This is a genomic window from Streptomyces hawaiiensis (assembly GCF_004803895.1).
Lineage (GTDB): Bacteria > Actinomycetota > Actinomycetes > Streptomycetales > Streptomycetaceae > Streptomyces > Streptomyces hawaiiensis.
The window spans coordinates 713777-739768 of record NZ_CP021978.1; the positions used below are offsets into that span (position 1 = coordinate 713777).

24 protein-coding genes are annotated in these 25992 nt (G+C 72.3%); 16 read left to right on the forward strand and 8 right to left on the reverse strand.

Translation table 11 applies throughout. The features are described 5' to 3' along the window. The first annotated feature begins 165 nt into the window (after positions 1–165). From CEB94_RS03375 to CEB94_RS03385, 3 genes are all read left to right on the forward strand, one after another. Positions 166–840 carry a hemerythrin domain-containing protein gene (locus CEB94_RS03375; protein ID WP_175430738.1) on the forward strand — a complete coding sequence of 225 codons (675 nt, stop codon included), beginning with the start codon at positions 166–168 and terminating at the stop codon, positions 838–840. A gap of 142 nt (positions 841–982) precedes the next feature. Further along, positions 983–2695, forward strand: coding sequence for an aa3-type cytochrome oxidase subunit I (gene ctaD / locus CEB94_RS03380; RefSeq protein WP_175430739.1), 1713 nt, complete (start codon positions 983–985; stop codon positions 2693–2695). Then, a complete protein-coding gene (locus CEB94_RS03385; protein WP_175430740.1) occupies positions 2692–3066 on the forward strand; it encodes a hypothetical protein in 375 nt (124 codons plus the stop codon). Before ctaD ends, CEB94_RS03385 begins: the two co-directional genes overlap by 4 nt. 9 nt (positions 3067–3075) lie before the next feature. On the opposite strand, the gene CEB94_RS03390 is transcribed toward CEB94_RS03385, so the two are convergent. From CEB94_RS03390 to CEB94_RS03400, 3 genes are all read right to left on the reverse strand, one after another. After that, positions 3076–3609, reverse strand: coding sequence for a hypothetical protein (locus tag CEB94_RS03390; protein ID WP_175430741.1), 534 nt, complete (start codon positions 3607–3609; stop codon positions 3076–3078). Positions 3610–3666: 57 nt separating this feature from the next. Continuing rightward, positions 3667–4257, reverse strand: a complete 591-nt coding sequence (locus CEB94_RS03395) for a hypothetical protein (RefSeq protein ID WP_175430742.1) — start codon at positions 4255–4257, stop codon at positions 3667–3669. A gap of 187 nt (positions 4258–4444) precedes the next feature. Then, entirely contained in the window at positions 4445–7654 is a 3210-nt protein-coding gene (locus CEB94_RS03400) for a glycosyl hydrolase family 95 catalytic domain-containing protein (protein WP_175430743.1), read from the reverse strand. Positions 7655–8016: 362 nt separating this feature from the next. Here CEB94_RS03400 and dhaK point away from each other — a divergent pair, with 362 nt between their 5' ends. Genes dhaK through CEB94_RS03415 form a run of 3 tightly spaced genes read left to right on the forward strand, consistent with a single transcriptional unit; the run spans position 8017 to position 10061 of the window. Further along, positions 8017–9009: a dihydroxyacetone kinase subunit DhaK gene (gene dhaK / locus CEB94_RS03405; RefSeq protein WP_175430744.1), complete on the forward strand. Its 993-nt coding sequence runs from the start codon at positions 8017–8019 to the stop codon at positions 9007–9009. Between the two features lie 49 nt (positions 9010–9058). Then, a complete protein-coding gene (gene dhaL, locus CEB94_RS03410; protein ID WP_175430745.1) occupies positions 9059–9658 on the forward strand; it encodes a dihydroxyacetone kinase subunit DhaL in 600 nt (199 codons plus the stop codon). Beyond that, positions 9651–10061: a PTS-dependent dihydroxyacetone kinase phosphotransferase subunit DhaM gene (locus CEB94_RS03415; RefSeq protein WP_175430746.1), complete on the forward strand. Its 411-nt coding sequence runs from the start codon at positions 9651–9653 to the stop codon at positions 10059–10061. Before dhaL ends, CEB94_RS03415 begins: the two co-directional genes overlap by 8 nt. A 95-nt stretch (positions 10062–10156) precedes the next feature. Here the strand turns inward: CEB94_RS03415 and CEB94_RS03420 are convergent, their stop codons facing one another. Continuing rightward, positions 10157–10891 carry a glycoside hydrolase family 75 protein gene (locus CEB94_RS03420; RefSeq protein WP_175430747.1) on the reverse strand — a complete coding sequence of 245 codons (735 nt, stop codon included), beginning with the start codon at positions 10889–10891 and terminating at the stop codon, positions 10157–10159. Between the two features lie 427 nt (positions 10892–11318). Between CEB94_RS03420 and CEB94_RS03425 the strand changes: the two genes are divergently transcribed. Continuing rightward, complete coding sequence (locus CEB94_RS03425) at positions 11319–12314, forward strand: fibronectin type III domain-containing protein (protein ID WP_175430748.1); 996 nt, start codon at positions 11319–11321, stop codon at positions 12312–12314. A gap of 168 nt (positions 12315–12482) precedes the next feature. Next, positions 12483–13022, forward strand: a complete 540-nt coding sequence (locus tag CEB94_RS03430) for a hypothetical protein (RefSeq protein WP_175430749.1) — start codon at positions 12483–12485, stop codon at positions 13020–13022. A 77-nt stretch (positions 13023–13099) separates the two neighbouring features. Here the strand turns inward: CEB94_RS03430 and CEB94_RS03435 are convergent, their stop codons facing one another. The 3 genes from CEB94_RS03435 to CEB94_RS03445 form a co-directional block, all read right to left on the reverse strand. Beyond that, positions 13100–13651, reverse strand: coding sequence for a PadR family transcriptional regulator (locus CEB94_RS03435; protein ID WP_175430750.1), 552 nt, complete (start codon positions 13649–13651; stop codon positions 13100–13102). Between the two features lie 28 nt (positions 13652–13679). After that, positions 13680–15695: an NADPH-dependent 2,4-dienoyl-CoA reductase gene (locus tag CEB94_RS03440; RefSeq protein WP_175430751.1), complete on the reverse strand. Its 2016-nt coding sequence runs from the start codon at positions 15693–15695 to the stop codon at positions 13680–13682. Positions 15696–16031: 336 nt separating this feature from the next. Next, positions 16032–16400, reverse strand: a complete 369-nt coding sequence (locus CEB94_RS03445; protein ID WP_175436869.1) for a hypothetical protein — start codon at positions 16398–16400, stop codon at positions 16032–16034. A gap of 249 nt (positions 16401–16649) precedes the next feature. On the opposite strand from CEB94_RS03445, the gene CEB94_RS03450 reads away from it, so the two are divergent. Next, entirely contained in the window at positions 16650–18728 is a 2079-nt protein-coding gene (locus CEB94_RS03450; RefSeq protein ID WP_175430752.1) for a SpoIIE family protein phosphatase, read from the forward strand. A 21-nt stretch (positions 18729–18749) separates the two neighbouring features. On the opposite strand, the gene CEB94_RS03455 is transcribed toward CEB94_RS03450, so the two are convergent. Next, positions 18750–19553 carry a putative protein N(5)-glutamine methyltransferase gene (locus CEB94_RS03455; RefSeq protein ID WP_175430753.1) on the reverse strand — a complete coding sequence of 268 codons (804 nt, stop codon included), beginning with the start codon at positions 19551–19553 and terminating at the stop codon, positions 18750–18752. Positions 19554–19862: 309 nt separating this feature from the next. On the opposite strand from CEB94_RS03455, the gene CEB94_RS03460 reads away from it, so the two are divergent. The 7 genes from CEB94_RS03460 (at position 19863) to CEB94_RS03490 (ending at position 25967) form a co-directional block, all read left to right on the forward strand. Next, positions 19863–20261, forward strand: coding sequence for a MarR family winged helix-turn-helix transcriptional regulator (locus tag CEB94_RS03460; RefSeq protein WP_381106608.1), 399 nt, complete (start codon positions 19863–19865; stop codon positions 20259–20261). An 86-nt stretch (positions 20262–20347) separates the two neighbouring features. Continuing rightward, positions 20348–20953, forward strand: coding sequence for a sulfite oxidase-like oxidoreductase (locus tag CEB94_RS03465; RefSeq protein WP_175430755.1), 606 nt, complete (start codon positions 20348–20350; stop codon positions 20951–20953). After that, the gene (locus tag CEB94_RS03470; RefSeq protein WP_175430756.1) at positions 20946–21701 is read left to right on the forward strand and encodes a ferredoxin reductase; all 756 of its coding nucleotides are present in this window, start codon (positions 20946–20948) and stop codon (positions 21699–21701) included. Before CEB94_RS03465 ends, CEB94_RS03470 begins: the two co-directional genes overlap by 8 nt. Positions 21702–21939: 238 nt before the next feature. Beyond that, on the forward strand, positions 21940–22524 hold the full coding sequence (locus CEB94_RS03475; protein WP_175430757.1) for an Rv1733c family protein: 585 nt from the start codon (positions 21940–21942) through the stop codon (positions 22522–22524). A 255-nt stretch (positions 22525–22779) separates the two neighbouring features. After that, positions 22780–23748 carry an acetylxylan esterase gene (locus CEB94_RS03480; RefSeq protein WP_175430758.1) on the forward strand — a complete coding sequence of 323 codons (969 nt, stop codon included), beginning with the start codon at positions 22780–22782 and terminating at the stop codon, positions 23746–23748. A 112-nt stretch (positions 23749–23860) separates the two neighbouring features. Continuing rightward, positions 23861–25027 carry a serine hydrolase domain-containing protein gene (locus CEB94_RS03485; protein WP_175430759.1) on the forward strand — a complete coding sequence of 389 codons (1167 nt, stop codon included), beginning with the start codon at positions 23861–23863 and terminating at the stop codon, positions 25025–25027. Between the two features lie 130 nt (positions 25028–25157). Then, the gene (locus CEB94_RS03490) at positions 25158–25967 is read left to right on the forward strand and encodes a GntR family transcriptional regulator (protein ID WP_175430760.1); all 810 of its coding nucleotides are present in this window, start codon (positions 25158–25160) and stop codon (positions 25965–25967) included. Positions 25968–25992: the final 25 nt, after the last annotated feature.

Consider the following 25992-nt stretch of genomic DNA (forward strand, 5'->3'; position numbering starts at 1 on the left):
CGCGGTCGGGTCGGAACAAAACATGACACAGATACAGAAACCGCTTACGTCGGAAAGGACGCCGACCGCGGTGTCGCCCGCCGGGCCGGGGTACTCGCGCACCGGCAGCCCGGCGCTGCCGTCACCGTGCAGGAGTCCTCGCAGGCTCGCGGAAGGGAGCGGTCCATGCCCAGGACGGCGAAAGAGCAGACGGTGGAGCAACTGGGCGGTCCGCGCAGCGTCCTCGCGCGGCAACGGCGTGATCACGCGGAGATGGACCGGCTCATGGAACGGTATCGGGCCCTGACCGACGGCGAAGAGCGGGAGCAGGTCCTCAAGGAGGTCGTCCAGCTCGTCTTCAGCCACGCCTTCGCGGAGGAGACCGTGCTGTGGCCGGCCGTGCGGCGCTCGGTGGCGGACGGCGAGGAGCTGACCTCGCGGGTCGAGGAGGAGCACCAACAGATCAATGATCTCGTCGCCGGCATCGAGCGTCTGAGTCCCGGCGACCCGGAGCGCGAGGAGAAGGTGGCACGGGTCTTCACCCTGATCCGCCAGGACATCCGGGACGAGGAGGACCTGGTTTTGCCCCGGCTGCAAGAGGCTTCGGACACCGCTCAGTTGCGCCGGCTCGGCGCCGCGTGGGAGACGGTACGCAGGAGCGCGCCCACGCACCCCCACCCGATCGTCCCGCGACGCCCTCCCGGCAACGCACTCCTCGGCGTGCCGCTCAGTCTCTACGACCGGCTACGCGACAGGCTCGGGCCGATCCTTCCCCCGGCCGTACTGAAGAGGGTTCTCACCGCACTCACCGGCCTGCTCGTTTCCGCCGCGGTCGCCGCGGTCGTGCGTAAGCGACGTTGAGGCCGCGCCGCTCGGTCGAATGGATCATTCCGCCATTCGGCGCAGGGACACTCGGCGGCAGACAAGGGTGACGAACCAGACGCAATAGGTTCCTCCGGGGCGGATGACCGTCCGTGCACCGTTGCTGCCGATCGAGGAACCCATGGCGACACATACTGAACCGGTTGCGCCCGTACCCGCGGTGGAGCACCGCGGCCGAGGGAAGGTGGTCGTCTCCTGGCTGACGACCACCGATCACAAGAAAATCGGGCACCTGTATCTGATCACGTCGTTCGGGTTCTTCCTGGTCGCCGGGGCGCTGGCGATGCTCATCCGGGCCGAGCTGGCCCGGCCCGGGTTGCAGATCGTCTCCAGCGAGCAGTACAACCAGGCGTTCACCATGCACGGCACGATCATGCTGCTGCTGTTCGCGACGCCCACCTTCGCCGGCTTCGCCAACGCGATCATGCCGCTGCAGATCGGCTCACCCGACGTGGCCTTCCCGCGGCTGAACATGCTGTCGTACTGGCTGTTCCTCTTCGGCGGCCTGATCGTGCTCGCCAGCTTCCTCACCCCGCAGGGCTCCGCCGACTTCGGCTGGACCGCGTACACCCCGCTCAGCGGCGGGGAGCGCACCCCGCACGTCGGCGGGGACCTGTGGATCATGGGGCTGGCGCTGTCCGGCTTCGGCACCATCCTCGGCTCGGTCAACTTCATCACCACCATCATCTGCATGCGCGCCCCGGGCATGACCATGTTCCGGATGCCGATCTTCACCTGGAACGTGCTGCTCACCTCGGTGCTGGTGCTGCTGGCCTTCCCGGTGCTGGCCGCCGCGCTGCTGGTGCTGGAGGCGGACCGGCGCTTCGGGGCCCAGGTGTTCAACGCCGAGAACGGGGGCGCGGTCCTGTGGCAGCACCTGTTCTGGTTCTTCGGCCACCCCGAGGTGTACATCCTGGCGCTGCCGTTCTTCGGCGTGATCACCGAGATCATCCCCGTCTTCGCCCGCAAGCCGATCTTCGGATACATGGGTCTGATCGGCGCCACCGTCTCCATCGCAGGGCTGTCGGTGACGGTGTGGGCGCACCACATGTTCGCCACCGGCGCGGTACTGCTGCCGTTCTTCTCCTTCATGACGTATCTGATCGCCGTGCCGACGGGTGTGAAGTTCTTCAACTGGATCGGCACGATGTGGCGGGGCTCGCTGTCGTTCGAACCACCCATGCTCTGGGCGCTCGGCTTCCTGGTCACCTTCCTCTTCGGCGGCCTGACCGGCGTCATCCTGGGCTCTCCGCCGCTCGACTGGCACGTCACCGACAGCTACTTCGTGATCGCCCACTTCCACTACGTGCTGTTCGGCACCATCGTGTTCGCGATGTTCGGCGGATTCAGCTTCTGGTGGCCGAAGATGACCGGCACGATGCTCGACGACCGCCTGGAGAAGATCCACTTCTGGACGCTGTTCGTCGGCTTCCACACCACGTTCCTGGTGCAGCACTGGCTGGGCGCCGAGGGCATGCCCCGCCGCTACGCCGACTATCTGGCCGCCGACGGTTTCACCGCCCTCAACACCGTCTCCTCGATCGGCGCCTTCCTGCTCGGCCTGTCCACCCTGCCCTTCCTGTACAACGTGTGGCGCACCGCCCAGAAGGGCGAGAAGGTCGAAGTCGACGACCCCTGGGGCTTCGGCCGCTCCCTGGAATGGGCCACGTCCTGCCCGCCGCCCCGCCACAACTTCCTCACCCTGCCCAAGATCCGCTCCGAGTCCCCCGCCTTCGACCTGCGCCACCCGGAACTGGCGAGCCTGGACCAGGCGGAGAACACCGGGCAGCGCGATGTGCTCGACGTCGAGGGGCACAAGGGCGAACGGCGGTGAGACGCGGCAGGCACGGGACACCGGCGGGCGAGCCGCGCAACGTCCTGGCCGACGAGACCGAGGGCTATCTTCTCGCCCACTCCCATCGCCACCAGGCACAGCGCGAGGCCGAGGATCTCTGCGCGCGGATGGCGTGGCTGACCACCGCCCAGGCCGAGGAACTCACCGCCCACTACGTCCGCGGGCGCCTCGATGTCACCCGGCAGCTGATGCACGGCACCGTGCGACGAGCCGACGAGCTGCGACGGGAGTACGAGAGCCGCTACGCCGAGCTCCGGAGCGTCCTGCTGCGACGTCACGCGGCCGGTGCCTGCGTGGTCTTGGCCTGTGCCGCCGGGGTGAGCGCACTGGCCGGTGTGCTCAGCCGCTGACGGTCCGGTTCACCGGCCCTGGCCCTCCTCGCGGGGGAGCGGCCCGGCATCGGCATGGCGGCCGGGGCGGCGGTCGGCGTGGCGTTCACCGGGGCCGGGGCCGTCGCGGGCGGCCAGGGCGTCGGCCACGGCACCGGTGACGAAGCCGTAGACGGCCTTGTGCAGGACGTCCACGGCGAGTTCCGTGCGGGGCCAGGTGGTGGGCGGAGCGCCGACTCCGGTGGCGTTCTCGAGGATCTGGTCGTTGGTGAGGCGGACGACCGTGAACTTGGCGGACGCGACCGGGCCGCGCAGCCCGGACTGGGCCATGATCGAGCGGAGCACGCCCAGGAGGGCGGCCTGGCCCAAGTGCATGGCCCAGTTGACCGGCAGCGGCTGGGTGCCGGGGCGTTCGGGCAGGCCGGTGAGACGCTGAAGGACCCGCGCGGGCACATGGGAGTCGGGGCGGCCCGTCAGGACCTGCTCGATCTTCTCGCCGAGGGTCATCACGACGCCTCCGGCGGTGCCGGCGACCAGCCCTTGCCACAGTGCGCGCCTGATCATGTGCCGTCGAGTACCCGGTGCACACGGCCTCACCCACGGGACCCCGCCCGGCGATCCTCAGTGGCCGTAGGGCGGCTCGAAGCAGCCGGTCTCGGGATACGGGCCGTTGGTCCGCACGTCGAAGTTCGACTTCTGCAGGAAGGCCGTGACGCAGGCGTCGTCGTGCACGCGCAGGGCGACCCGCGCCCCCTCGGGCGTGACGTAGCCGTCGTCCTTCCAGCGCGAGGACATTCCCTGGACGGTGAGCGTGCCGCCGAGGCGCGTGCCGTCCTTCGCGATGCGCTCCTCCTCGTAGCCGAGCCGGAGCAGGGCCGTCCGGACGGTCGCGGGGTCCCACTCGCGCTGCTCCCACAGCCGCTCGAGCACCGGCCGGATGCGGGCGGCCTCCCGCCCGGCGTCCGCGGCGTGGGCGGGAGGCATCTCACCGGCCCGGCGGTAGGCGTTGTTGTCGTTGTGGTGCGGCGCCCCGTCACCGGCGCCCGGCTCCACGTACGGCGAGGCGCCCAGGGCACTGGGCGAGGACGCGCCGGGGGTCGCTCTCGCCGTTGCGTCCGGGGCGTGCAGGTCGCCGCAGGCGGTGAGGGTCGCGACGACGGCGAGGGCCACGGCGACCAGGGGGATGGGGCGAACGAGCATTGAGGTGGACATGAAGTCGACCTTCTCATCACGGCCGGCTCCCGCGGGCCCGTTTTTCCGCGTCGCGGATCGCGGCGGGGTGGCGAGCAGGCCGGCGGCCATCCTGCCGGCCGCGCCCCGCCGCCGTTGCCGGCCGAGCCGCCCGGGCCCAAGGCGGCCAGGACCGGAACCGCACTCGTACAGGTGGACCAAGACACGGTCAGGGCTTGGCCGGCTTCACCTTCTTCTCGATGCCGTTCACCCGCACGGTGACCCTCCTCCGGCTCCGGGCCCGGTCGGCCGTGATGCCGTACGACGTGACCTTCCCGTTCCGCCACGTGCAGCTGACCTCGTAGCCGCCCCGCGCGCGCAGTCCCGTGAAGGAGCCCTTGGCCTTCCACTCGTCCGGCAGGGCGGGCAGCAGGTGGATGACGCCGTCGTGACTCTGCAGGAGCATCTCCGCCACGGCGCCCGAGATGCCGAAGTTGCCGTCCATCTGGAAGGGCGGGTGGTTGCAGAACAGGTTGGGCAGTGTGTTGTAGGTCAGCAGTCCCCGCAGCATGATCCGGGCGCGCTGCCCGTCGCCCAGGCGGGCGAAGAGAGCCGCCCGCCAGGGCCAGGTCCACGAGCGGCGGCTGTCGCCCGACACCGTCGCGGCGGTGAACGGGACGCCTTCCTTCTCGCCGCACCGCGCTTTGAGCGAGACGAGGGCGGCGGCCGCGAAGTCCGGTGTCTTCGGGGTGATCTGGCGGCCCGGGTAGACCGCGAAGAGGTGCGAGGTGTGGCGGTGGATGTCGGTGGGGCTGTCGATGTCCTCCGGCCACTCCTGCAGCTGACCCCACTTGCCGATCTTGTTCGGTGCGAGGCGTGCCTGCATGTCCGCGACCTTGGCCCGGTAGGCGGGATCCGCCCCGAGCACCGACTCGCAGTCGAGGTAGTTCTGGAACAGGTCCCAGATGATCTGCTGGTCGTACATGACGCCGTCCTCGCGCGGCCCGTGCTCGGGGGACCAGCCGTTCGGCGCGACGAGGAGTCCGTCCTCGCGCTCCTTGAGGTGGTCCTCCCAGAACTCGCAGATCTCCTTGATCATCGGGTGGGCGACGGTGCGGAGGTAGCCCAGGTCCTGGGTGAACGCCCAGTGTTCGTAGAGGTGTTGCGCGTACCAGGCGCTCGCGACGGTGTTCCACTCCCACGCGTTGCCGCCGAAGACGCTCTGGCTGGTGCGGGCGGTCCAGCCGCGCGTGTCCTTGCCGAAGGCGTTGCGGGTCGCCACGCGGCTGGGCACCGCCACCTGCTCGATGAACCGGGCGAGTGCCTCGTGGCACTCCGGCAGGTTCGTCGTCTCGGCTCCCCAGTAGTTCATCTGGACATTGATGTTGGTGTGGTAGTCGGACGCCCACGCCGGCTGGTTGCTGTCGTTCCACAGGCCCTGGAGGTTGGCGGGCAGGCCGTTCGGGCGGGAGGAACCGATCAGCAGGTACCGGCCGTAGTCGAACATCGTCTGCTCGAGTGTCGGGTCCTCCCCGCCGGCGGCGTAGCGCGCCAGCCGGGCGTCGGTCGGCAGGGCGAGGACGGCGGCGCCGGAGGTGCCCCAGTCGACCGCGACACGGTTCATCAGGGCACGCACCTCGGCGGTGTGCTCGTCGCGCAGTGTGCCGTAGGGCCGGGCGGCTGCCTTGCCCAGCGTCCTGGCGACCACCGGTTCCGGATCGGCTCCGCGCCATCCGGCGGCGGCATCGAGTTTGTAGTCGGTGCGGGCGTCGAGGAAGAGGGTCAGGGTGGTGCAGCCGCTGAACCGGAGTACCGACCCGTCGGAGCGCAGCTCGCCGTCGGTGTGCACGGCCTGGACGGTGCACGCGTGCTTGAGGCCGTTGCCCAGGACGCCGCTGAAGCCGATGCGCCCGGCGGCGGCGTCGACGGTGGTCGGGGCCTTGTCCTGGGCGGACGTCAGCGCTATGGCTCCGGAGAGTTCCCGGGCGCGCTCCGAGGTGTACCGGAAGACCATGACGTCCGCGGACCGGCCGGCGAAGGCCTCGCGCAGGACGCGCCGTCCCGGCGCGCCGAAGCGGGTGACGTGGACACCGTTCACGAAGTCGAGGGAGCGCTGGTAGTCGACGACCGTGCGCTGTGTGCGCGAGTCGAAGCCCTGGCCTTCCAGCGCGATCTCCGCGATCTGGAAGCCGGTGGACGACGCGCCGGGGGTCAGGGTGAGCCGGTAGGCACGGTAGGCCGTGCTGTTGGCGATCCGGAAGGTCCGGGTCTCACCACGACCGGCGAAGGGCACTCCGGGGTTCCGCGTGTCGAGGGTCGTCCAGGCACGCCCGTCCTGTGACGCCTCAAGTCGCCATTGCCCGGGGTCGTCCTGCGGGCGGTCCGGGGCCGCCGTCAGCGCGTACGAGGTGACGGCGACCGCGCGGGGCAGGTCGGCCTGCCACACGACCGCCGGTGCGGCGGCGCCGACCCGCCAGACGGTGGCCGGATCGCGGTCCACCGAGCTCGAGATGCCCGTGACCCGCGGCCGGGCCCCGGCGCCGGTTCCCCCGGAGTGCCCGCTGGGCGACGACAGGTACATCGCACCGCCCCCGCCGAGGTCGACACCGGTCAGACCGATCTCGCTCACCTGGAAATGGCTGACGCCTGCCTTCGGGACGAAGTCGAACCGGTAGAAGCGGTAGGCCGCGGGGTCCGCACAGGTGAACTCCTTGGTCTGGAAACGGCTTTCGAAGGGCGCTTGCAGCGTGCGTCTGTCGAGCGGGGTCCAGGTGGTGCCGTCGGCGGAACCGGAGAACGTCCACTCCTGCGGGTCGCGTTGCGGTACGTCGTTGGCACTCGTCAGCCGGTAGGACGCGACGGCGGCGGGGACGGGGAGCTCGACCTGCCACCGCACCTTCGGGCCCGGCCCCTCGATGCACCACTTGGTGCTCGACTCACCGTCGTACGTCTTGTCGACACCCTCCGACGAGGAGCTGTTGTACGGTCCCCCGGGGGCCGTGACCTTCGGACTGGCCCGGGGAGCGAAGGTGATGGCGACATCACCGAAGTTCCGGTACGAGCCGAAGCCGGTCATGCCGGTGTCGAAATCGCTGTCCGGCTTGCCCGCGAGGGCGTTGTCGTAGTTGTTGGCACCGCCCCAGAGGCTCTGCTCGTTGAACTGGATGCGCTCCTCGTGGGGATCGCCGAAGAGCATGGCACCGAGCCGGCCGTTGCCGATGGGCAGGGCCTGCGACTGCCAGTCCACGGCGGGGACGGAGTAGGTCAGCGCCTCACGCGACAGGGTGGGCCACGGGACGGACGCCGGTGCGTCGGCCCCTGCGGCGGCGGCCTGCCCTGCGGAAGATCCGCCGGTCAGTTGAGTGAGCGGAGGTGCGAAGGCGAGGCCACCGCCGAACTTGAGGACGCTTCGTCGCTGCGGTTGGGATGCATGGCTCACGGTGAGATCTCCCGGCCCAATCATCGGCTCTTTCACGGAGGATTCGCGGAGGAAATGACGCCGCATCGACTACTGCCGAGGGCGCGAACATCGTCACCGGGACAGAGATCGGATGTCTAGGGGTGTGCATCACTGTGTGCACCACTCACCCGCCAACCGGCCGGCCACCCCTGCCGCACCGTGCGACGCATCCTCGGCGGCCTGACGTTCCGTCATCAAGGGCGCCACCACGGCGGACGCGTGCCGCCGCACCCCACTGCCGGTCATCGTGGACCACCAAGGTCGACAACTGGCCTGGCACATCCTGGACTGCAAAAATGAAGGCCAGAGGCACATGGAACAGTCTCACCTGGAGGTACCCCGTGAAGATGCTGATCAACGTCCCGGAGACCGTGGTCGCGGACGCGCTGCGCGGTCTGGCGGCCGCCCACCCGGAGCTGACCGTGGACGTGGAGAACCGGGTGATCGTGCGGCGGGACGCCCCCGTCGCCGGGCAGGTGGGGCTGGTCTCGGGCGGAGGCTCGGGGCATGAGCCGTTGCACGGTGGTTTCGTGGGCCCCGGCATGCTGTCGGCGGCCTGTCCGGGCGAGGTGTTCACCTCCCCCGTACCCGACCAGATGCTGCGCGCGGCCGCCGCCGTCGACAGTGGGGCCGGCGTGCTGTTCATCGTGAAGAACTACACCGGTGACGTGCTCAACTTCGACATGGCCGCCGAGATGGCCGAGGACGAGGGCATCCAGGTCGCGAAGGTGCTGGTCAACGATGACGTGGCGGTGACCGACAGCCTGTACACGGCGGGGCGGCGCGGTACGGGCGCGACCCTGTTCGTGGAGAAGATCGCGGGCGCCGCCGCCGCCGAGGGCATGCCTCTGGAGCGGGTCGAGGCCATCGCCCGGCAGGTGAACGAGAACGCCCGCAGTTTCGGGATCGCGCTGAGCGCCTGCAGCACGCCGGCCAAGGGCAGTCCGACCTTCGATCTGCCGCCCGGCGAGCTGGAGTTGGGCATCGGCATCCACGGCGAGCCCGGCCGGGAGCGGCGCGCCATGATGACCTCCGGCGAGATCGCCGAGGCAGCCGTGGAGGCGGTGGTGGAGGACCTCCAGCCGCGCAATCCGGTGCTGGTCCTGGTCAACGGCATGGGCGCGACGCCCCTGCTCGAGCTGTACGGCTTCAACGCCGAGGTGCACCGGGTCCTCGCCCAGCGCGGCGTCCCCGTGGCCCGTGTCCTCGTGGGCAACTACGTCACCTCCCTGGACATGGCGGGCGCCTCGCTCACCCTGTGCCAGGTCGACGAGGAGCTGCTGCGGCTGTACGACGCGCCGGTGAAGACCCCGGGCCTGCGCTGGGGCGTGTGACCCACAGGGGGTAGAGGATCACCACATACCTACCAGGCAAGGAGATCCAGTGCTCGACGCCGAATTCTTCCGCCGTTGGATGGCGGCGACCGCCGCGTCCGTCGACCGCGAGGCGGAACGGCTCACCGCCCTCGACTCCCCCATCGGGGACGCCGATCACGGCAGCAACCTCCAGCGCGGGTTCACGGCCGTCGTGGCCGTCCTGGAGAAGGAGGCCCCGGGCACGCCCGGCGGGGTCCTGACCCTGGCCGGACGCCAGCTGATCTCGACGGTCGGCGGCGCCTCGGGACCGCTGTACGGCACGCTCCTGCGCCGTACCGGCAAGGCACTGGGCGATGCCGGTGAGGTCAGTGAGGAGCAGCTGGCCGAGGCCCTGCGGGCGGGGGTGGACGCGGTCATGACGCTCGGCGGTGCCGCCCCGGGCGACAAGACCATGATCGACGCGCTGGTGCCCGCGGTGGACGCGCTCGGCGACTCGTTCGCGGCGGCCCGGACCGCCGCGGAGGAGGGCGCCGTGGCGACGACGCCCCTGCAGGCGCGCAAGGGCCGGGCGAGCTATCTGGGCGAGCGCAGCATCGGCCACCAGGACCCGGGGGCCACGTCGTCCGCGCTGCTGATCGCCGGACTCGCGGAGGCCGCCGGTGAGTGACGAGCAGCTGGTGGGGATCGTGCTGGTGTCACACAGCGCGCAGGTGGCCGCGTCGGTCGCCGAGCTGGCGAAGGGGCTCGCCGGCGGTGGCCCGGCGGTGCCCGTCGCTCCGGCGGGCGGTACCGAGGGCGGCGGGCTGGGTACGAGCTCCGAACTGATCGCCGCGGCGGCCGCGTCCGTCGACCGCGGCGCCGGAGTCGCCGTCCTGACCGACCTGGGCAGCGCGGTGCTCACGGTGAAGGCGCTGCTCGCGGAGGGCGACGAACTCCCGGAGCGGACCCGCCTGGTGGACGCCCCCTTCGTGGAGGGAGCCGTGGCCGCGGTCGTCACCGCGTCCACCGGGGCGGATCTGGCGGCGGTGGAGGCGGCCGCCGCGGAGGCGTACACCTACCGGAAGGTGTGAGCGACGGATGCGGCCGGGCACGCCGGGCCGGCGGTGTGCCCGGCCGCAGGCGTGCCCGTGACGTATCGCCAGCCTTCCAGCGCCGTTGCGCGTCGTCAGCCTCCCGGCGCCCGTGACGCGTCGTCAGTCGCTTGGTTTCCGTCCGTCCGGCTCCCGTCGGCGAACCGCCTCGCCACCCACTCCCCCTCCGTCACGGCTGCCGCGTGGTCCTCGATGGGCGACACCTTGGTGTTCTTGAAGACGATGTAGGTGACGCCGGAGGGTGCGCCGCCGCCGTGCGGGTCGGCGCGGATGCCGAGGGCCTTGGCGGTCGCGTAGGACGCCTCCCCGATGATGCCCTGCGGGCCGGTGTCGCCGACGACCGCGTACCGCACCCGGTCGCGGTACACGACGGCCACCACCGAACCGCCGCCGATGCCGTGGTCCCGGTAGTCCCAGAGGCCGCTCGGCGCGGGTACGACGATGAAGGGCAGGCGTTCGGCGCTCAACGGCCGGCCGTCGGACTGGGCGTAGGCCGTGCTCGGGGCGAAGTACGGGTCGGTGCGGCGGTTGCAGCGGGGCCCTGGGCGGCCGTCGCAGTCGATGTCCATGTCGGCCTTCCAGAACACGGCGTCGCGGGTGCCGCAGACCGGGATGTTCGCGGGTGCGCCGTTGTCACTGCGGTAGCGGCCGCGGGATAGGGGAGTGCAGTCCCGCACCTTGGCGAGCAGCTCGGCGGCGCTCACCGTGCTCTCGCGCCACACCGCGGGGCGGGGCGAGACGGCGGGAAGTGTCGTCGGGGCGAGCAGGGCGGCGCTGGCCGCGGCGAGAGTGAGCGACTGGACACGCACGACACGAGAGCCTCTCCTGGGGGACCTGACGGGCACTCAGCCCAATCTGGGCCCAGGGCGATCACCCGGCCACCCCTGGGGGGCCGGACGGTGCACGTCCCCAACCTCCGACAGGGGCCGGGGACCTGAGTCCGTGTCGGACTCCGGCCGCCCGGCCACCCGCGCCGGCGCGGGATCTGCGACGACAGCGGTCCGCGCGACTGGCGCGAACTCCCTGATGACCGCCAGGAGTTCGGCCGTGAGGACCTTCAGCATACGTAACTCCCCGGGTGGTCGCGCACGGTGGGGGTGACGCCCTTCCGGAGGTGTTTTCCGCACCCGGGCGACGCTCTCTTGATGTGCCCGCGACGCCCTCTTGATGTGATCGCGCCAACGGCGGCATATTGGTCCGGACCATTCCCGTGTGCCACCCCCGGGAGGCAGTGCCGTGCGAGGCCGTTCCGCTCCCCCGCCCCTCCTGCGCCACCTCGCCCTCTGCGGGGCTCTCGCGCTGGTCGCCTCCTGCGGCTGGGCCGGAGCGGAGGGAGGGGACGGCGGGAGTGTGCCCGGCGCGCCCACGGGTGTCACCGCCGCGGCGGGCAGCGCGACGAGCGTGCACGTCATGTGGAACACGACCGCCCGGGCGGCTGCCTATGAGGTGTATCGCGGCGCCACCAAGGTTCAAGAGGTGCCAGGTTCGAAGCACATGGTGGACGTCACCAGGCTGCGGCCCTCGACGCTGTACGTGTTCTCCGTACGGGCGCGGGACGCCGACGGGCGGCTCGGGCCGCCGAGCCGCACGGTGCGGGCGAGGACGCCCACGGCCGTCGCGGACGACCGCTCCGCGCCGACCCGCCCGGCGGCGCTCAAGGGGCGGGCGGCCGGAAGCCGGGCCGTCCAGCTGTCCTGGTCCGCCTCGGCGGACGACCGGGGCGTGGTGTCGTACGACATCCACCAGGGAGCCACGAAGATCCACGGTGTGGGCGGGGGCCGGACGGCCACCGTGCTCACGGGGCTTCGGCCCGGCAGGGAGTACGCGTTCACCGTCCGGGCGCGGGACGCGGCAGGCAACGTCTCCCCCGCCAGTCCCGCCGTCCGTCTCACCACCCCGGGCACGGACGACGGTCACGCCACGGCTCCCACGGCCCCCACGGGCTTCCGGGCGACGAGCCGTCGCGAGGACGGGGCGTACCACGTCGGCCTGAGCTGGGTGCCGCCCCGCGTGGACGGTGAGGTCACCGAGTACGAGATCCACCTGGACGGCCGGCCCGCCACGTCCCTGGTGTACGGCGGGAGCGCGCCGCGTGACCGGGCCACGTACAGCTTCTACGTGGGGCGCAAAGCCGGTGTCACCCACCGGGTCCGCGTCCGGGCGATGCTGCCGGACGGCACCTGGGGAGGCTTCTCGGCGGAGCGGTCGGTGACGACGGGCGCGGGGCGCTGACGTACCCCCGGCATCGGCCGGTAGCGGGCACCCGTCACCTGCACGGGGGCGCTTGGAGTGCGGCCGGGGCCGCGGGCGCTTTGGCTGACCCCTGAGGCAGCACGGGCGTTCCCCGACCCTCGGCGGCGCAAGGGATGTCGCCAACCGTGCCGCCGGAGGGCAGTCCACATGCGCAATTCATCGTCAGTTCTCCGCTCCGGTCTGACTGTGGCAGTCGCCGCCGCGCTGCCCATCGCCCTGGCCTCGGCCGCTGTCGCGGGCCCGGGTATCTCCGTGAGCACCACGGGGTCCACGGTGTCGGTCACGACCAGCTCGTGCACCCAGATCAACGGCAGCTGGGGCACCGCCTCGCTTCTCACCAGCAGTCAGGGCAGCTTCGCCCAGGGCCGCCAGGTGACGCTGTCGGGCACGTCCACCAGTCAGTCCGCCGCCTGGTCGAGCGTCACCCCGGGCACGTACACCGTGATCGTCGTCTGCTCGGACGGCACCACCGCGGGCACCCAGTCCGTGATGGTGTCCACCGCCCCCTCCCCTTCGCGGTCCGTGACCCCGTCGGCCTCGCCGTCCCGCGGCGTGATGGGCGGGGTCGGCGGGTCCTCGACGGACTACGGCACCGTCACGCTGGTGGCGGGCGGCACGCTGGTCGGATCCGGCCTGCTGGCGACGGCCTGGTACCTGCGCCGGCGCAACAAGCCGCACCGGCTCTGATCCGGTGCGAACGGCGGCCCGCCCCTTCCGAAGCGCTCCGGTCGGGCGGGCCGCCGTCATGTCACGGCGCGGTGCGGTCAGGTCGGTTCGCCCTCCGGGAGTTCGGCGAAGTCCGCCAGGGCGCGCCTGAGCCACTGGGTCCAGAAGGTCTCCAGGTCGATGCCGGCCCGCAGCACGAGATGCCGCAGTCGGTCCTCGGTGCCGTCCCGGCCGGGCGGGAAGTCGCGCTGCTCGATCTCCTCGTACTCCGCCAGCTGCCGTTCGTGCAACTCCAGATGGCGTCGCAGATCGGCCTCCAGGCCCGCCGTGCCGACCACGGCCGCCGCCCTGAGACGCAACAGCAGTGCGTCACGGTGCGGCTTGGGGTCCTGGGAGGCGGAGGTCCAGCGGGCCAGTTCGGCGCGGCCCGCGGGCAGGACCTCGTAGCTCTTCTTCTGCCCGCGGGCCGGCTGCTCGGACGGCAGGGCCCTGATGAGGCCGTCGGCCTCCAGTCTCCCGAGCTCGCGATAGATCTGCTGGTGCGTCGCCGACCAGAAGTAGCCGATCGACCGGTCGAACCGGCGGGTCAGCTCCAGCCCGGACGACGGCTTCTCGAGCAGGGCGGTCAGGATCGCGTGCGGGAGTGACATGGCCTCATCCTAGGGACGCGTTCCCGCACTACAGGGCGGCCGCGAGCTCGGTGCCCTGCTTGATGGCGCGCTTGGCGTCCAGCTCGGCGGCCACGTCGGCACCACCGATGAGGTGCGCGCTGCACCCGGCGGCGATCAGCTCCTCGTACAGGCCGCGGCGGGGCTCCTGGCCCGTGCACAGCACGACCGTGTCGACCTCCAGCACCGTGCTCTCCTCGCCCACGGTGATGTGCAGTCCGGCGTCGTCGATCCGGTCGTAGCGCGCGCCCGGGACCATGATGACGCCGCGGTGCTTGAGTTCCGTGCGGTGGATCCAGCCGGTGGTCTTGCCGAGGCCGGCGCCGACCTTGGACGTCTTGCGCTGGAGCAGGTGCACGGTGCGCGGCGGGGCGGGCCGCTCGGGCGCGGCGAGTCCGCCGGGGCCGCGGTAGTCCATGTCGACGCCCCACTGACGGAAGTACGTCGCCGGGTCCTCGTGGGCCTTGTCGCCGCCGTCGGTGAGGAATTCGGCGACGTCGAAGCCGATGCCGCCCGCACCGAGGATCGCGACCCGGTCGCCGACGGGGGCGCCGCCGCGCAGGACCTCGAGGTAGCCGACGACGCTCGGGTGGTCGATTCCGGGGATCTCGGGGGTGCGCGGGGTGACGCCGGTGGCGACGACGACCTCGTCGAAGCCGTCGACGTCCGCGACCGTGACCGGCGTGTTCAGCCGGATGTCGACGCCGTGCCAGTCGAGCTGGGTGCGGAAGTAGCGCAGCGTCTCGTCGAACTCCTGCTTGCCCGGGACCTTGCGGGCGACGTTGAGCTGGCCGCCGATCTCGCTCGCCGCGTCGAACAGCGTCACGTCGTGCCCGCGTTCGGCGGCGGAGACCGCGCAGGCGAGGCCGGCCGGGCCGGCGCCGACGACCGCGACGCGCTTGCGCAGCCGGGTCGGGGAGAGCACGAGCTCGGTCTCGTGGCAGGCGCGCGGGTTGACCAGGCAGGAGGTGATCAAGCCGCTGAAGGTGTGGTCGAGGCAGGCCTGGTTGCAGCCGATGCAGGTGTTGATCGCCTCGGGCCGGCCGGCCGCGGCCTTGATGACGAAGTCGGGGTCCGCGAGCATCGGGCGGGCCATCGACACCATGTCGGCGGCGCCCTCCGCGAGCAGTTCCTCGGCGAGTTCGGGGGTGTTGATGCGGTTGGTGGTGACGAGCGGGACGGACACCTCACCCATCAGCCGCTTGGTCACCCAGGTGTACGCGCCGCGCGGCACGGAGGTCGCGATGGTGGGGATCCGGGCCTCGTGCCAGCCGATGCCGGTGTTGATGATCGTCGCCCCGGCGGCCTCGACGGCCTTGGCGAGGGTGATGACCTCGTCGAGCGTCGAACCGCCCGGGACGAGATCGAGCATGGACAGCCGGTAGATGACGATGAAGTCCTCGCCGACCGCCTCGCGCACCCGGCGCACGATCTCCAGGGGGAAGCGCGTGCGGTTCTCGTACGAGCCGCCCCAGCGGTCGGTGCGGTGGTTGGTCTGCAGGGCGATGAACTCGTTGATGAGGTAACCCTCGGAGCCCATGATCTCGACGCCGTCGTAGCCGGCCTGCCGGGCGAGGCGGGCGGCGCGGACGTAGTCGTCGATCGTCCGCTCGATGTCGGCGTCGCTGAGCTCTCGGGGCGGGAAGGGGCTGATAGGCGCCTGGAGCGGGCTCGGCGCGACGAGGTCCTTGTGGTAGGCGTACCGGCCGAAGTGCAGGATCTGCATCGCGATCCGCCCGCCCTCGCGGTGCACGGCGTCGGTGATGACCCGGTGCTGCTCGGCCTCCGCCTCGGTGGTGAGCCTGGCGCCGCCCTCGTAGGGCCGCCCCTCGTCGTTGGGGGCGATGCCGCCGGTGACGATCAGGCCCACTCCCCCGCGGGTGCGGGCGGCGTAGAAGGCGGCCATGCGCGCGAAGCCGCCCTCGGCCTCCTCCAGGCCGACGTGCATGGAGCCCATGAGGACCCGGTTGGGCAGGGTCGTGAAGCCCAGGTCGAGGGGGGTCAGCAGGTGCGGGTAACGGCTCATCGGGCCCTCCGTGCGCGGTGTCGTGCCTGTAGTTGTAGAGGACTACCGACGGTTTATGCAACTAGTTGCACAAGGTGATGGAGGGCACAGTGGGGCCATGACCAGGGACCTTGGACCGCTCTCCTCGACGGTGGAGCGCACCGGGGGCCTGTCCGGGCCGTGTCGGGCCGGGGCGTCGAAGGCCGGCATGTCCCGGCAGGGCCGAGGGCGTCCCCGCCACGGCCCTGTCGTACGAGGGGCTGCGCAGTGTGGACGGGTGGGGCGTGGCGGACCTGCCGGTGGCGCGCGCCGTTCAGCGGCGGGCCGGACTGGGTCCGCTGACGAGTTGAGCGGCGGTCAGCGGCTCCGCAGACGCACGTGCAGTTCCTTCTCCTGGTCGCCGGAGACCGTGCTCAGATCGTGCACGTCGAACAGCGAGTCCAGGGTCGTGCGGAACCGTTCGATCGCCCAGTAGCCGCCGTGCAGGTCGGCTTCGACGGAGGACGACAGGTGCACCGGTCGCGCGCCCTCGTGCTCGTCGGCCACGTCGAAGGTGCCGAGCCACACGGTCGGGCGGGTCGCGTGCAGGTCCTCGGGCACGTCGTCGGCGCACCGGTCGGACTCGAAGCAGGAGCACAGTGCGTCGAAGACGATCCGGGCGTCGTGCTTGCTGCACCCGCTGATCTCCACCGAGACGGAATGGGGGTGCGGTCGCTCGTGGTCCATCGCCATCGTGATCGCTCCTCTCGTGGCCACCGGATGCCGTATCCGCCCCTACCCCAGCAAAGCACCACCTTCCGGCGAGCACTACCGGCGGTGCCCCGCTGCCGGTGACGGGTTTGCGGGGCGGACCGGGCCGTGGTGGGAGATGGTGGAAGGTGACGGAAGGGGCCTTCGAGAACGGCTCCGCGCGGTAGAACATGGGGTGCCGGCACACGACGGCGTGCCACGAGGACGGCGAAGGCGGGGCGTGGGATGGGTGCAGCCGGGTCTCCCGGGTCCGAGAGCGACGGTCCGGTGCGCGGGTCGGCGCGCCCGAGCGGGCTGCTGGACGTGCTGCGCGTGGCCTCGGTGGTCCTGGACGCCGAGGGCCGCATCGTGCTGTGGAGCCCGCAGGCCGAGGAGCTGTTCGGGTACGAGGCCCGGGAAGCGCTCGGCCAGTACGCCGCCCGGATCATGGTCCATGAGCAGCACGTCGACCTCGTGGTCAAGCTGTTCGCCGACGTCATGGGCACCGGACAGAGCTGGGCGGGGGCCTTCCCGATCCGCCGCAAGGACGGCGGCACGCGGCTCGTGGAGTTCCGCAACATGCGGCTGCTGGACGACCAGGGCGACGTCTACGCGCTGGGGCTGTGTGCCGACCAGGGGACCGTGCACCGGCTGGAGCGGGAGGTGGCGCTGTCGACGCGGATGATCGCGCAGTCCCCGATCGGGCTGGCCGTGCTGGACACCGAACTGCGGTACGTCTCGGTCAACGCGGCGCTGGAGGAGATCAACGGCGTGCCGGCCGAGGAGCACCTGGGCCGCACTCCCCGGGAGGTGGTGCCCCGGATGGACGTCGACGCCCTGGAGGCCGCCACACGCCGGGTACTCCGGACGGGCACACCGGTCGTCGACCAGTCCACGATCGGCCGCACCCGGGCCGACCCGCACCAGGACCACGCCTGGTCGATCTCGCTGTACCGGCTGGAGAACGCCTTCGGGACCGTGCTGGGCGTGGCGGTCTCGATCGTCGACGTCACCGAGCAGTACCGGGCGGGCATCGAGGCCGAGGCCGCACGCCGACGGCTGGCCCTGATCGCCGACGCCTCGGGCCGTATCGGCACCACGCTCGACCTGGACCGCACGGCCCGCGAACTGGCCGACGTGGCCGTGCCGGAGCTTGCCGACATCGCGGCCGTCGACCTGCTGGACGCGGTGGTGCAGGGGAGGCGCACCAGCCTGGGCCCCACCGAGGCGGCCGTGATCCGCGCGCTGGCGGTCCAGGGGTACGACTCCGCCGAGGCGCTGGAGGCTGCCGACCCTCCCGGGCAGGTCGCCCGGTACGCCCCCGACCGGCTCGTCACCCGGTGCGTGCGCACGGCGAGCCCCGTGATGCTGCCGGAGGTCAAGGACGAGGACCTGGACCTCATCGCCCGTTCCTCCGAGGCGGCCGAGCTGCTGGGCCGGGCCGGGGTGCATTCCTATCTCGCGGTGCCGCTGATCGCGCGCGGCGAGGTGCTGGGCGCCCTGGACCTCAAACGCACCCGCAATCCGCTGCCGTTCAGCGAGGACGACCTGCTGCTGGCGCGCGAGCTGGCCGCCCGGGCCGCCGTGCAGATCGACAACGCCCGCTGGTACCAGAGTGCCCGCGAGACCGCGCTCACCCTGCAACGCAGCCTGCTGCCCAGCCACCCGCCGGTGACGGGCGGGCTGGAGGTCGCCTCCCGCTATCAGCCGGCCGGGGCCACGAGCGAGGTCGGCGGCGACTGGTTCGACGTGATCCCGCTGGACGGCGGCAAGACGGCGCTCGTCGTGGGCGATGTGATGGGCAGCGGCATCCCCGCGGCGGCGGCCATGGGGCGGCTGCGCACGGCGACCAACACCCTCGCCTCCCTCGACCTCGATCCGAACGTGCTCCTGGAGCACCTCGACAAGATCACCGCGGGTCTGGAACAGACCATCGCCACCTGTGTCTACGCCGTTCACGACCCGCATCTGCGGCAGTGCCGGATCGCCAACGCCGGGCATCTGCCGCCGGTGCGCGTCCGGCCGGGCCGGTCGCCGGAGCTGCTCGACCTGCCGACCGGGGTGCCGCTCGGGGTGGGCGGTGTCGCCTTCTCCACGACCACCGTCGACCTCGCCCCCGGCGACCGGCTGGTGCTCTACACCGACGGCCTCGTCGAGACCCGGCGCGACTCGCTCGACGATCGGCTCGACACGCTGCTGTCCCTGCTCGACGGGCCCGACCGGCCACTCGAGGACGTCTGCGACCTGCTGCTGCGCACGCTGCACGAGCCGGACAACTTCGACGACGTGGCGCTGCTCATCGCGCGGGCGACCGCACCGGACTGAGGGCCGCGAGGCCGACGGTCCCTACGGCCTGGCACCGATCACCACATGGGCGTACCACTCCTCCGACGCGGCCGGCCGGGTCGTGAGGCCGTGGCGTTCGAAGGCCTCGACGGCGGCCGGGGCCTGGTGGCGGCTCGTCTCCACCAGGACGCAGCCGCCGGGGGCGAGCCAGCGGGGCGCCTCGGCCGCGACCCGGCGCAGCACGTCGAGGCCGTCCGTGCCGCCGTCGAGGGCGACCAGCGGCTCGTGGTCACGGGCCTCCTGCGGCAGCAGGCCGATCTCGTCGCTGGGCACGTACGGCACGTTGGCCGCGAGGATGTCCACGCGGCCGCGCAGCGCGGCGGGCAGCGCCTCGAAAAGATCGCCCTGGTGGACGTGGCCGCCGGCGGCGGCGATGTTGCCGCGTGCGCACCGCACCGCGGCCGGGTCGATGTCGGCGGCGTGCAGTTCGACGTCGCCGAGCGCGGCGGCCAGCGCCGCTCCCACGGCGCCCGAGCCGCAGCACAGGTCCACGACGACGGTGGCCCCGGGCGCCCGCGCCAGGGCCTGCTCCACCAGGAACTCGGTGCGCCGGCGGGGCACGAAGACGCCCTGGGCGACGGCGATGCGCAGGCCGCGGAACTCGGCCCAGCCGACGACGAGTTCGAGCGGCAGGCCCGCGACGCGGCGCTCGACCATGGTGGCGGCCTCGGCCGGGGCGCGCGCGGTGGTGAGGATCAACTCCGCCTCGTCCTCGGCGAAGACGCATCCCGCGGTGCGCAGGGCGGCGACGACGGAGTCGCGGGACAACGGCGTGGAAGGGGGAACGGCAGACACAGACGGCATGGAAGCCCAGAGCCTTTCGGGAACCGAAGGGCGCTCCCGCGATCGCCTACCGGCGATCCGCGCGACGACGAGAGGAGAGCACCCGCGCTGACACAGCGGTAATGGGTCTCACCTCCTCGGCTGCCGACGGCCGGGTCCCTCCACGGCCGGACGGTAACCCTACCCGACGGACCGGCCGCCCGGTACGGAGATCGTGCCCCCGCCCGGGGCAAGTGGTTGGGTTATGCAACCCTGGAAGGAGCCGAGCAGCACCGTGGTGAGGGAGGTCGCGTGCACACCGCCGACGCCGTGGAGACCATCCAGCGCGAGATGACGGTCTTCGCCCGCCGCGCCCGGGCCGCGGCGGGCCGGATGCACCCGGAGCTGTCGCTGGTGTCGTACACGCTGCTGGGGCATCTGGAAGAGAGCGGCGGATGCCGGGCCACCGACCTGGCCGCCCACTACGCCCTGGACAAGTCCACCGTCAGCCGCCAGGTGGCCGCCCTGGAACGCGCCGGCCTCATCGAGCGCCGCCCCGACCCTGCGGACCAGCGCGTCCATCTCCTGCACCTGACGCAAGCCGGGCGGCACATCCTGGCCCAGGTCACCGAGAGCCGCCGGGTGGCCTTCCGCGAGCGGCTGGCACAGTGGCCGGCGGAGGACCTGACGCGGTTCGCCGAGTATCTGGTGCGCTACAACGCGTGGCCCGGACCCGGTCGGCAGGACTAGGCCGCGCCGCACGTACGGTTGACCACGCAATCACTGATCACCCGGTCCGGCGGAGCACCGTCGGCCCGGCCCGGAGGCACCACCGCATGCACATCACCCGAGGCTTCACCGGGCGCCCACGCGTCGACGACCCCGGTCTGCCGCCCGGCCAGTACGACGCGGGCGACGACTGGCCCGTCCTGTCCGCCGAGGTCACTCCCGAACTGGCACCCGCCGACTGGACCTTCCGCGTCGACGGGCTGGTGGCCGAGCCCCGCACCTGGGACTGGGAGGAGGCGCACCGGCTGCCGGCGTCGGCGTACGAGGGCGCCATCCACTGCGTGACGAGCTGGTCGAAGTTCGGAGTGCGGTTCGCGGGCGTGTCCCTGGACGCGTTCCTGGATGCGGTCCGGCCCCATGGGTCGGCCACCCACGCCGTCGCCTACTCGCACACCGGCTACACCGCGAACCTCCCGCTCGCCGACCTGACCGGCGGGCGCGCCTGGATCGCCTGGGAGTACGACGGAAGGCCGCTGGCCCCCGAGCACGGCGGCCCGGCGCGACTGCTGGTGCCGCACCTGTACTTCTGGAAGAGCGCCAAGTGGATCGCGGGTCTGCGGATCCTCGACCACGACGAGCCGGGCTTCTGGGAGCGCAACGGCTATCACGGCCGGGGCAACCCGTGGGAGGAGCAGAGGTACTCCGGTGACTGAGACCTTCGTACCCCCCACCCGGTTCGCCGTGCCCGGGCGCATCGCCGTGAGCGAGCAGGCCGCGTCCGAGTGGCAGACGGCCACCCTCACCGGGATCCGCCGAGAGACCCCGCGCGTCACCACCTTCCGGCTCGCGGTGCCCGGCTGGCCAGGGCATGTGCCCGGCCAGCACCTGATGGTGCGGCTGACCGCCGAGGACGGCTACACGGCCCAGCGGCACTACTCGATCGCGTCCGCGCCGGACGACTCCGGGCAGGTCGAGCTGACCCTGGACCACGTCGAGGGCGGCGAGGTGTCGGGCTGGTTCCACACCGTCGCCCGGCCCGGCGACCGGGTCGAGGTGCGGGGCCCGGTGAGCGGGTTCTTCGCCTGGCCGGGCGACCGGCCCGCGCTGCTCATCGGCGCCGGCTCCGGCGTTGTGCCGCTGATGTCGATGATCCGACACCACCGGGCGAGGAACCTGACCGTGCCGCTGCGGCTGGTGGTGTCCGCGCGCAGCCCCGAGGAGCTCGTCTACGCCCGCGAGTTGGGCACGGAGACGACCCCCGTCTTCACCCGGAGCGCCCCGGAGGGTGTGGCGGTGGGACGTATGGCGGCCGCACATGTGGCGCCGCTCCTGGCCGAGCAGCCTTCCGGTGGGTGGGAGGCCTATGTGTGCGGCTCCAACTCCTTCGCCGAGCACGCCTCCCGGCTGCTCGTGACAGCCGGTCAGCCGGTGGACCGGATCCGCATCGAGCGTTTCGGCTGACCCCGGCGTTTCGCCGCGGTCGCGCCGGGCACCCAGCCGGAAGGTTTCGGCAGGCCGTTCCCGCCGTGCCCAGGGCCCCTGGAGCGATCGATGGGCGCCGGAGGGGGTACCCCGTCCGTGAGGGCACTCGCACGCGTCACGTGATGCGACTCGCACGCGTCACGTGACGCGAAGGGAGCGGCGGCGCACCGCACGGCCGGTCCGGCCCTCCGGCCGCGGTGACGGCGAGGAGGTGGGCATGCGAACCCGGGTGCGCGGCTGGCGTTGGCGGCGCAGTCCGCTGCGGCGCCGGTCGGATGTCGTGGAAGCGTGGACCGTGCTGGTGGTCGCCGTCCTCATCCTCGTGGGCGCGCCCCTGGCCGGGACGGCCGCCGCCCGGTGGGCTCATGCCGAGGCGCGGTCGGTGTCGATGGAGCAGCAGGCCGAGCGGCACCGCGTGCGGGCCGAAGTGGTCGGAAGGAACGGCGACTCGCTGCCGTCGGTGCAGGCCGGCGGGCAGCACGCGTACCGGGCGACCGTGCGCTGGACGGAGCCGGGCGAAGGCACGCGCACCGCGACGGCCCGGGTCCCCGCGGACACCCGGCAGGGCGAGACCGTGGACGTCTGGTTCGACGACCGGGGCCACAGCGTGCTGCCGCCGGTGGACGAAACGGCGGTCTGGCAGCACACCCTCACCATCGGTACCTGCGCCGCGGGCGGTGCGGTGCTCGTGGTGCTCTTCGGCCACTTCCTCGTACGTCGGGTGGCGATGCGCCGCCGGCTGGCCGAGTGGGACCGGGCGTGGGCCCGCACGGAACCGCAGTGGACCCATCGCCGCGCGTGAGACGCGGCAGGCGGACACGCGGACGGCCCTGCCCGCCGATGAACTCCGGGTGACCCGACCACCCGCGAGCGGCACCCTCCCCGGCGCCCTCATCTGTGAGCGCGCTCCCACGCCCATGACCAGCGCCTCACCCGCTCCGAGCCGACGGCGTCCGGCGGGCGGGCCACAACAAACCCTGGCCAGTCCTCCGACCACCCACGTAGTGTGATCATCCGCACTGCCCCCGTAGCTGCTCCTCATCCAAGGCGGTCCTACATGGCCCTGTTCGACCTTCCGCTCGACGAACTCCGCGAGTACCGCAGCGCGGCCACCGAGCCCGAGAACTTCGACGCGTTCTGGTCCGAGACCCTGCGGGAGGCGCGCCGGCACGACCTGGACGCCCGCTTCGAACCGGTCGACACGGGCCTGTCCACCGTGCGGGTGTTCGACGTGACGTACGCGGGCTTCGGCGGTCATCCGGTCAAGGGCTGGCTGACGCTGCCGGCCGGGGCGGACGGCCCGCTGCCGCTGGTCGTGGAGTTCATCGGCTACGGCGGCGGGCGCGGGCTCCCGCACGAGCATCTGCTGTGGGCGTCCTCGGGCCGGGCGCACTTCGTGATGGACACCCGCGGGCAGGGCAGCGGCTGGGGCGGGGGCGGCGGCACGGCGGATCCGGTGGGCGGCGCGCCCGCGTTTCCCGGTTTCATGACACGCGGCATCGATGCCCCGGAGAACTACTACTACCGCCGGGTCTACACGGACGCGGTGCGTGCGGTGGAGGCGGCCCGCTCGCATCCCGCCACCGACGCGGCGCGCACGGTGGCCGTGGGTTCCAGCCAGGGCGGCGGCATTACGATCGCGGTCGGCGGCCTGGTCCCGGACCTGGCGGGCATCGCGCCGGACGTGCCGTTCCTCTGCGACTTCCCGCGCGCGGCGACGCTGACGGACCGGCACCCGTACCGGGAGATCGGCCTCTACCTCAAGACGCACCGGGGCCGCACCGAGGACGCCCTGCGCACGGTGTCCTACTTCGACGGCGTGCACTTCGCCGCGCGCGGCCGGGCGCCGGCGCTCTTCTCGGCCGCCCTGGAGGACCAGACCTGCCCGCCCTCGACCGTGTTCGCGGCGTTCAACGCGTGGAGCCACGAGGACAAGGCGATCGAGGTCTACGACTTCAACGACCACGAGGGCGGCGGTCCCTTCCAGCAGGCGGCCAAGCTGCGCTGGATGCGCTCGTACATCTGATCCGGCCGTTCAGCGCCGGCGGCCTTCCACCCGGTCCGACCAGTCGGTACGTTCATCGCGCCCGGGCCACGACGCGGCGGCCCGGGCCTGAGACGGTCGGCGGAGGGGGCTCATGTCCGGGAACGAGACACCGGTGCGCGGTCACTGCGACGCGCGGTTCACGGCGGTACGCAGGGCGTTCGAGGAGAACTTCGGGGAGCGGGGCGAACTGGGCGCCGCGGTGGCCGTCACCGTCGGCGGCAGAACCGTGGTGGATCTGTGGGGCGGCTGGGCGGACGCGGCGCGCTCCCGCCCGTGGGAGCGGGACACGCTGGTCAACGTGTGGTCCACGACCAAGGGGCCGGTGGCGCTGTGCGCGCACATCCTTGCCGACCGGGGACTGCTGGACCTGGACGCGCCGGTGGCCGTGTACTGGCCGGAGTTCGCCGCGGCGGGCAAGGAGAAGGTCCTCGTACGGCACCTGTTGTCCCATCGCGCCGGCCTGGCCGGCCTGCGGGAGCCGCACTCGCTGGAGCAGCTCTGCGACTGGGAGCTGACCACGCAGCGGCTCGCGGCGACCGAGCCCTGGTGGGAGCCGGGCACCCGGTCCGGCTATCACGCGCTGACCTACGGCCATCTGGTCGGCGAGGTCGTACGCCGGGTCTCGGGGCTGCGGCCGAGGGCCTTCCTGGCGCGGGAGGTGACGGGGCCGCTCGGCGTCGACTTCCGCATCGGCCTGCCGGAGCAGGACGCGTGCCGGGTGGCCGAGCTGATCCCGCCGGAGGTCACGGCGAGCAGTGAACAGGCGGCGGTCTTCACTCAATTGGCGCCGGCGGCGATCGCCGCGCTGACCAATCCGGCGGTGTCCGCCGCGGGGGCCAACACCCCCGGATGGCGGGCCGCCGAGATCCCCGCGGCGAACGGGCACGGCACCGCGCGCGCCGTCGCCGCGCTGTACGGCGTCTTCGCGGGGCGCGGCTCGTACGGGGGGCATCGCCTGCTGTCCCCGGAGGCGGCCGAGCGGGCGCGCGAGGGGCAGGGCAGCTGCCGGGACCTGGTGCTCGGCGCCGGGTTCGAGCACGAGACGGAGGTGGGGCTCGGGCTCTGGCTCAGCGGGCCCGACGGCTCGTACGGACCCAACCCGCGCGCTTTCGGACACGACGGCTTCGGCGGCTCCTGCGGGCTCGCCGACCCGGAGGCGGGGGTGTCCCTGGGCTATGTGATGAACCGGATGGGGCCTCGTATCGCCGACGACCCGCGGAAAATGGCCCTGGTCGACGCCCTGTACAGCGTTTTGTGAGGGCGGGCGCGGGCGGGCCGGTTTCGGCCGAACCCGCCGGCCGCCCTTCCCAGCTGGTTTAGACCAATGCTAGATCTGGTGGCGCACCGAGCCCGTACGGCTACCGAACGTCACCCACAGGAGGGGCGGCATGGCCCGCACCACCCCGCACGACCCCCCGCCGGCCGAGGAAGAGCCCCTGTACCGGCGGATCGCGACGGAGTTGCTCGGCGAACTGCGCGACGGCACCATCCCGCCCGGTGATCGACTGCCCGGGGAACGGCGGTTGGCCGGTCACTTCGGGGTCAGCCGGGAGACCGTGCGGCAGGCGCTGGAGCTGCTGCGCCGCGACGGTCTCGTCGCCACCGACCGGCGCGGCAGCCACGCCACCCTGCCCGGCCTGCCGGTCGAGGCCCCGGCGTCGCTCACCTTCCCGGTCGGCGCCCGGGCCGCGACGCCGGGCACCGTCGCCCGCGCCACCGTCACCTGGGAGGCGCCCCCGCCTGACCACGCCGAGGCCCTGGGGCTGGCTCCCGGCCGCCCGACCCTGATCCACCGCTACCGGTACGCGACCACCGACGGACAGGGCCTGCGGACCGCCGTGACCTCGTTCTCCGCCGTGGCGCTGGCGGAGGTGGCGGAGCTGGCCGGCTACCGCGACCGCGCCGACGGCACCGCCGCCGCACAGCTGTGGCGGGCCTACGACTGGATGCGCCGGGCCGGTCTGACCCTGCACCACCGCGACGCCATCACCCGTCTGGCGAGCACCCCGTCGGTGCGGGTCACCCGGCGGGTGCACGACCAGTACGCACGCCCGCTGGAGATCACCGACCTGGTGGTGGACGCCCAACAGGAGGCCTTGGTCTACGAGTTCACGCTGCCGGGCCGGGCGGTGCGGCCCGCGACGGACAGTCGTCGGTCACCCGTTCGGCGAACCGCCGGCGCCGGTGCCCGCAGATGACGGAGATCATCGAGACACTGCACGG

Coding starts and splice junctions, on each gene's coding strand:
- CEB94_RS03375 (WP_175430738.1), top strand. CDS start 166: ATGCCCAGGACGGCGAAAGAGCAGACGGTGGAGCAACTGGGCGGTCCG.
- ctaD (WP_175430739.1), top strand. CDS start 983: ATGGCGACACATACTGAACCGGTTGCGCCCGTACCCGCGGTGGAGCAC.
- CEB94_RS03390 (WP_175430741.1), bottom strand. CDS start 3,609: ATGATCAGGCGCGCACTGTGGCAAGGGCTGGTCGCCGGCACCGCCGGA.
- CEB94_RS03395 (WP_175430742.1), bottom strand. CDS start 4,257: ATGTCCACCTCAATGCTCGTTCGCCCCATCCCCCTGGTCGCCGTGGCC.
- CEB94_RS03430 (WP_175430749.1), top strand. CDS start 12,483: ATGCGCAATTCATCGTCAGTTCTCCGCTCCGGTCTGACTGTGGCAGTC.
- CEB94_RS03435 (WP_175430750.1), bottom strand. CDS start 13,651: ATGTCACTCCCGCACGCGATCCTGACCGCCCTGCTCGAGAAGCCGTCG.
- CEB94_RS03440 (WP_175430751.1), bottom strand. CDS start 15,695: ATGAGCCGTTACCCGCACCTGCTGACCCCCCTCGACCTGGGCTTCACG.
- CEB94_RS03445 (WP_175436869.1), bottom strand. CDS start 16,400: ATGGACCACGAGCGACCGCACCCCCATTCCGTCTCGGTGGAGATCAGC.
- CEB94_RS03450 (WP_175430752.1), top strand. CDS start 16,650: ATGGGTGCAGCCGGGTCTCCCGGGTCCGAGAGCGACGGTCCGGTGCGC.
- CEB94_RS03455 (WP_175430753.1), bottom strand. CDS start 19,553: ATGCCGTCTGTGTCTGCCGTTCCCCCTTCCACGCCGTTGTCCCGCGAC.
- CEB94_RS03460 (WP_381106608.1), top strand. CDS start 19,863: ATGACGGTCTTCGCCCGCCGCGCCCGGGCCGCGGCGGGCCGGATGCAC.
- CEB94_RS03465 (WP_175430755.1), top strand. CDS start 20,348: ATGCACATCACCCGAGGCTTCACCGGGCGCCCACGCGTCGACGACCCC.
- CEB94_RS03475 (WP_175430757.1), top strand. CDS start 21,940: ATGCGAACCCGGGTGCGCGGCTGGCGTTGGCGGCGCAGTCCGCTGCGG.
- CEB94_RS03480 (WP_175430758.1), top strand. CDS start 22,780: ATGGCCCTGTTCGACCTTCCGCTCGACGAACTCCGCGAGTACCGCAGC.
- CEB94_RS03485 (WP_175430759.1), top strand. CDS start 23,861: ATGTCCGGGAACGAGACACCGGTGCGCGGTCACTGCGACGCGCGGTTC.
- CEB94_RS03490 (WP_175430760.1), top strand. CDS start 25,158: ATGGCCCGCACCACCCCGCACGACCCCCCGCCGGCCGAGGAAGAGCCC.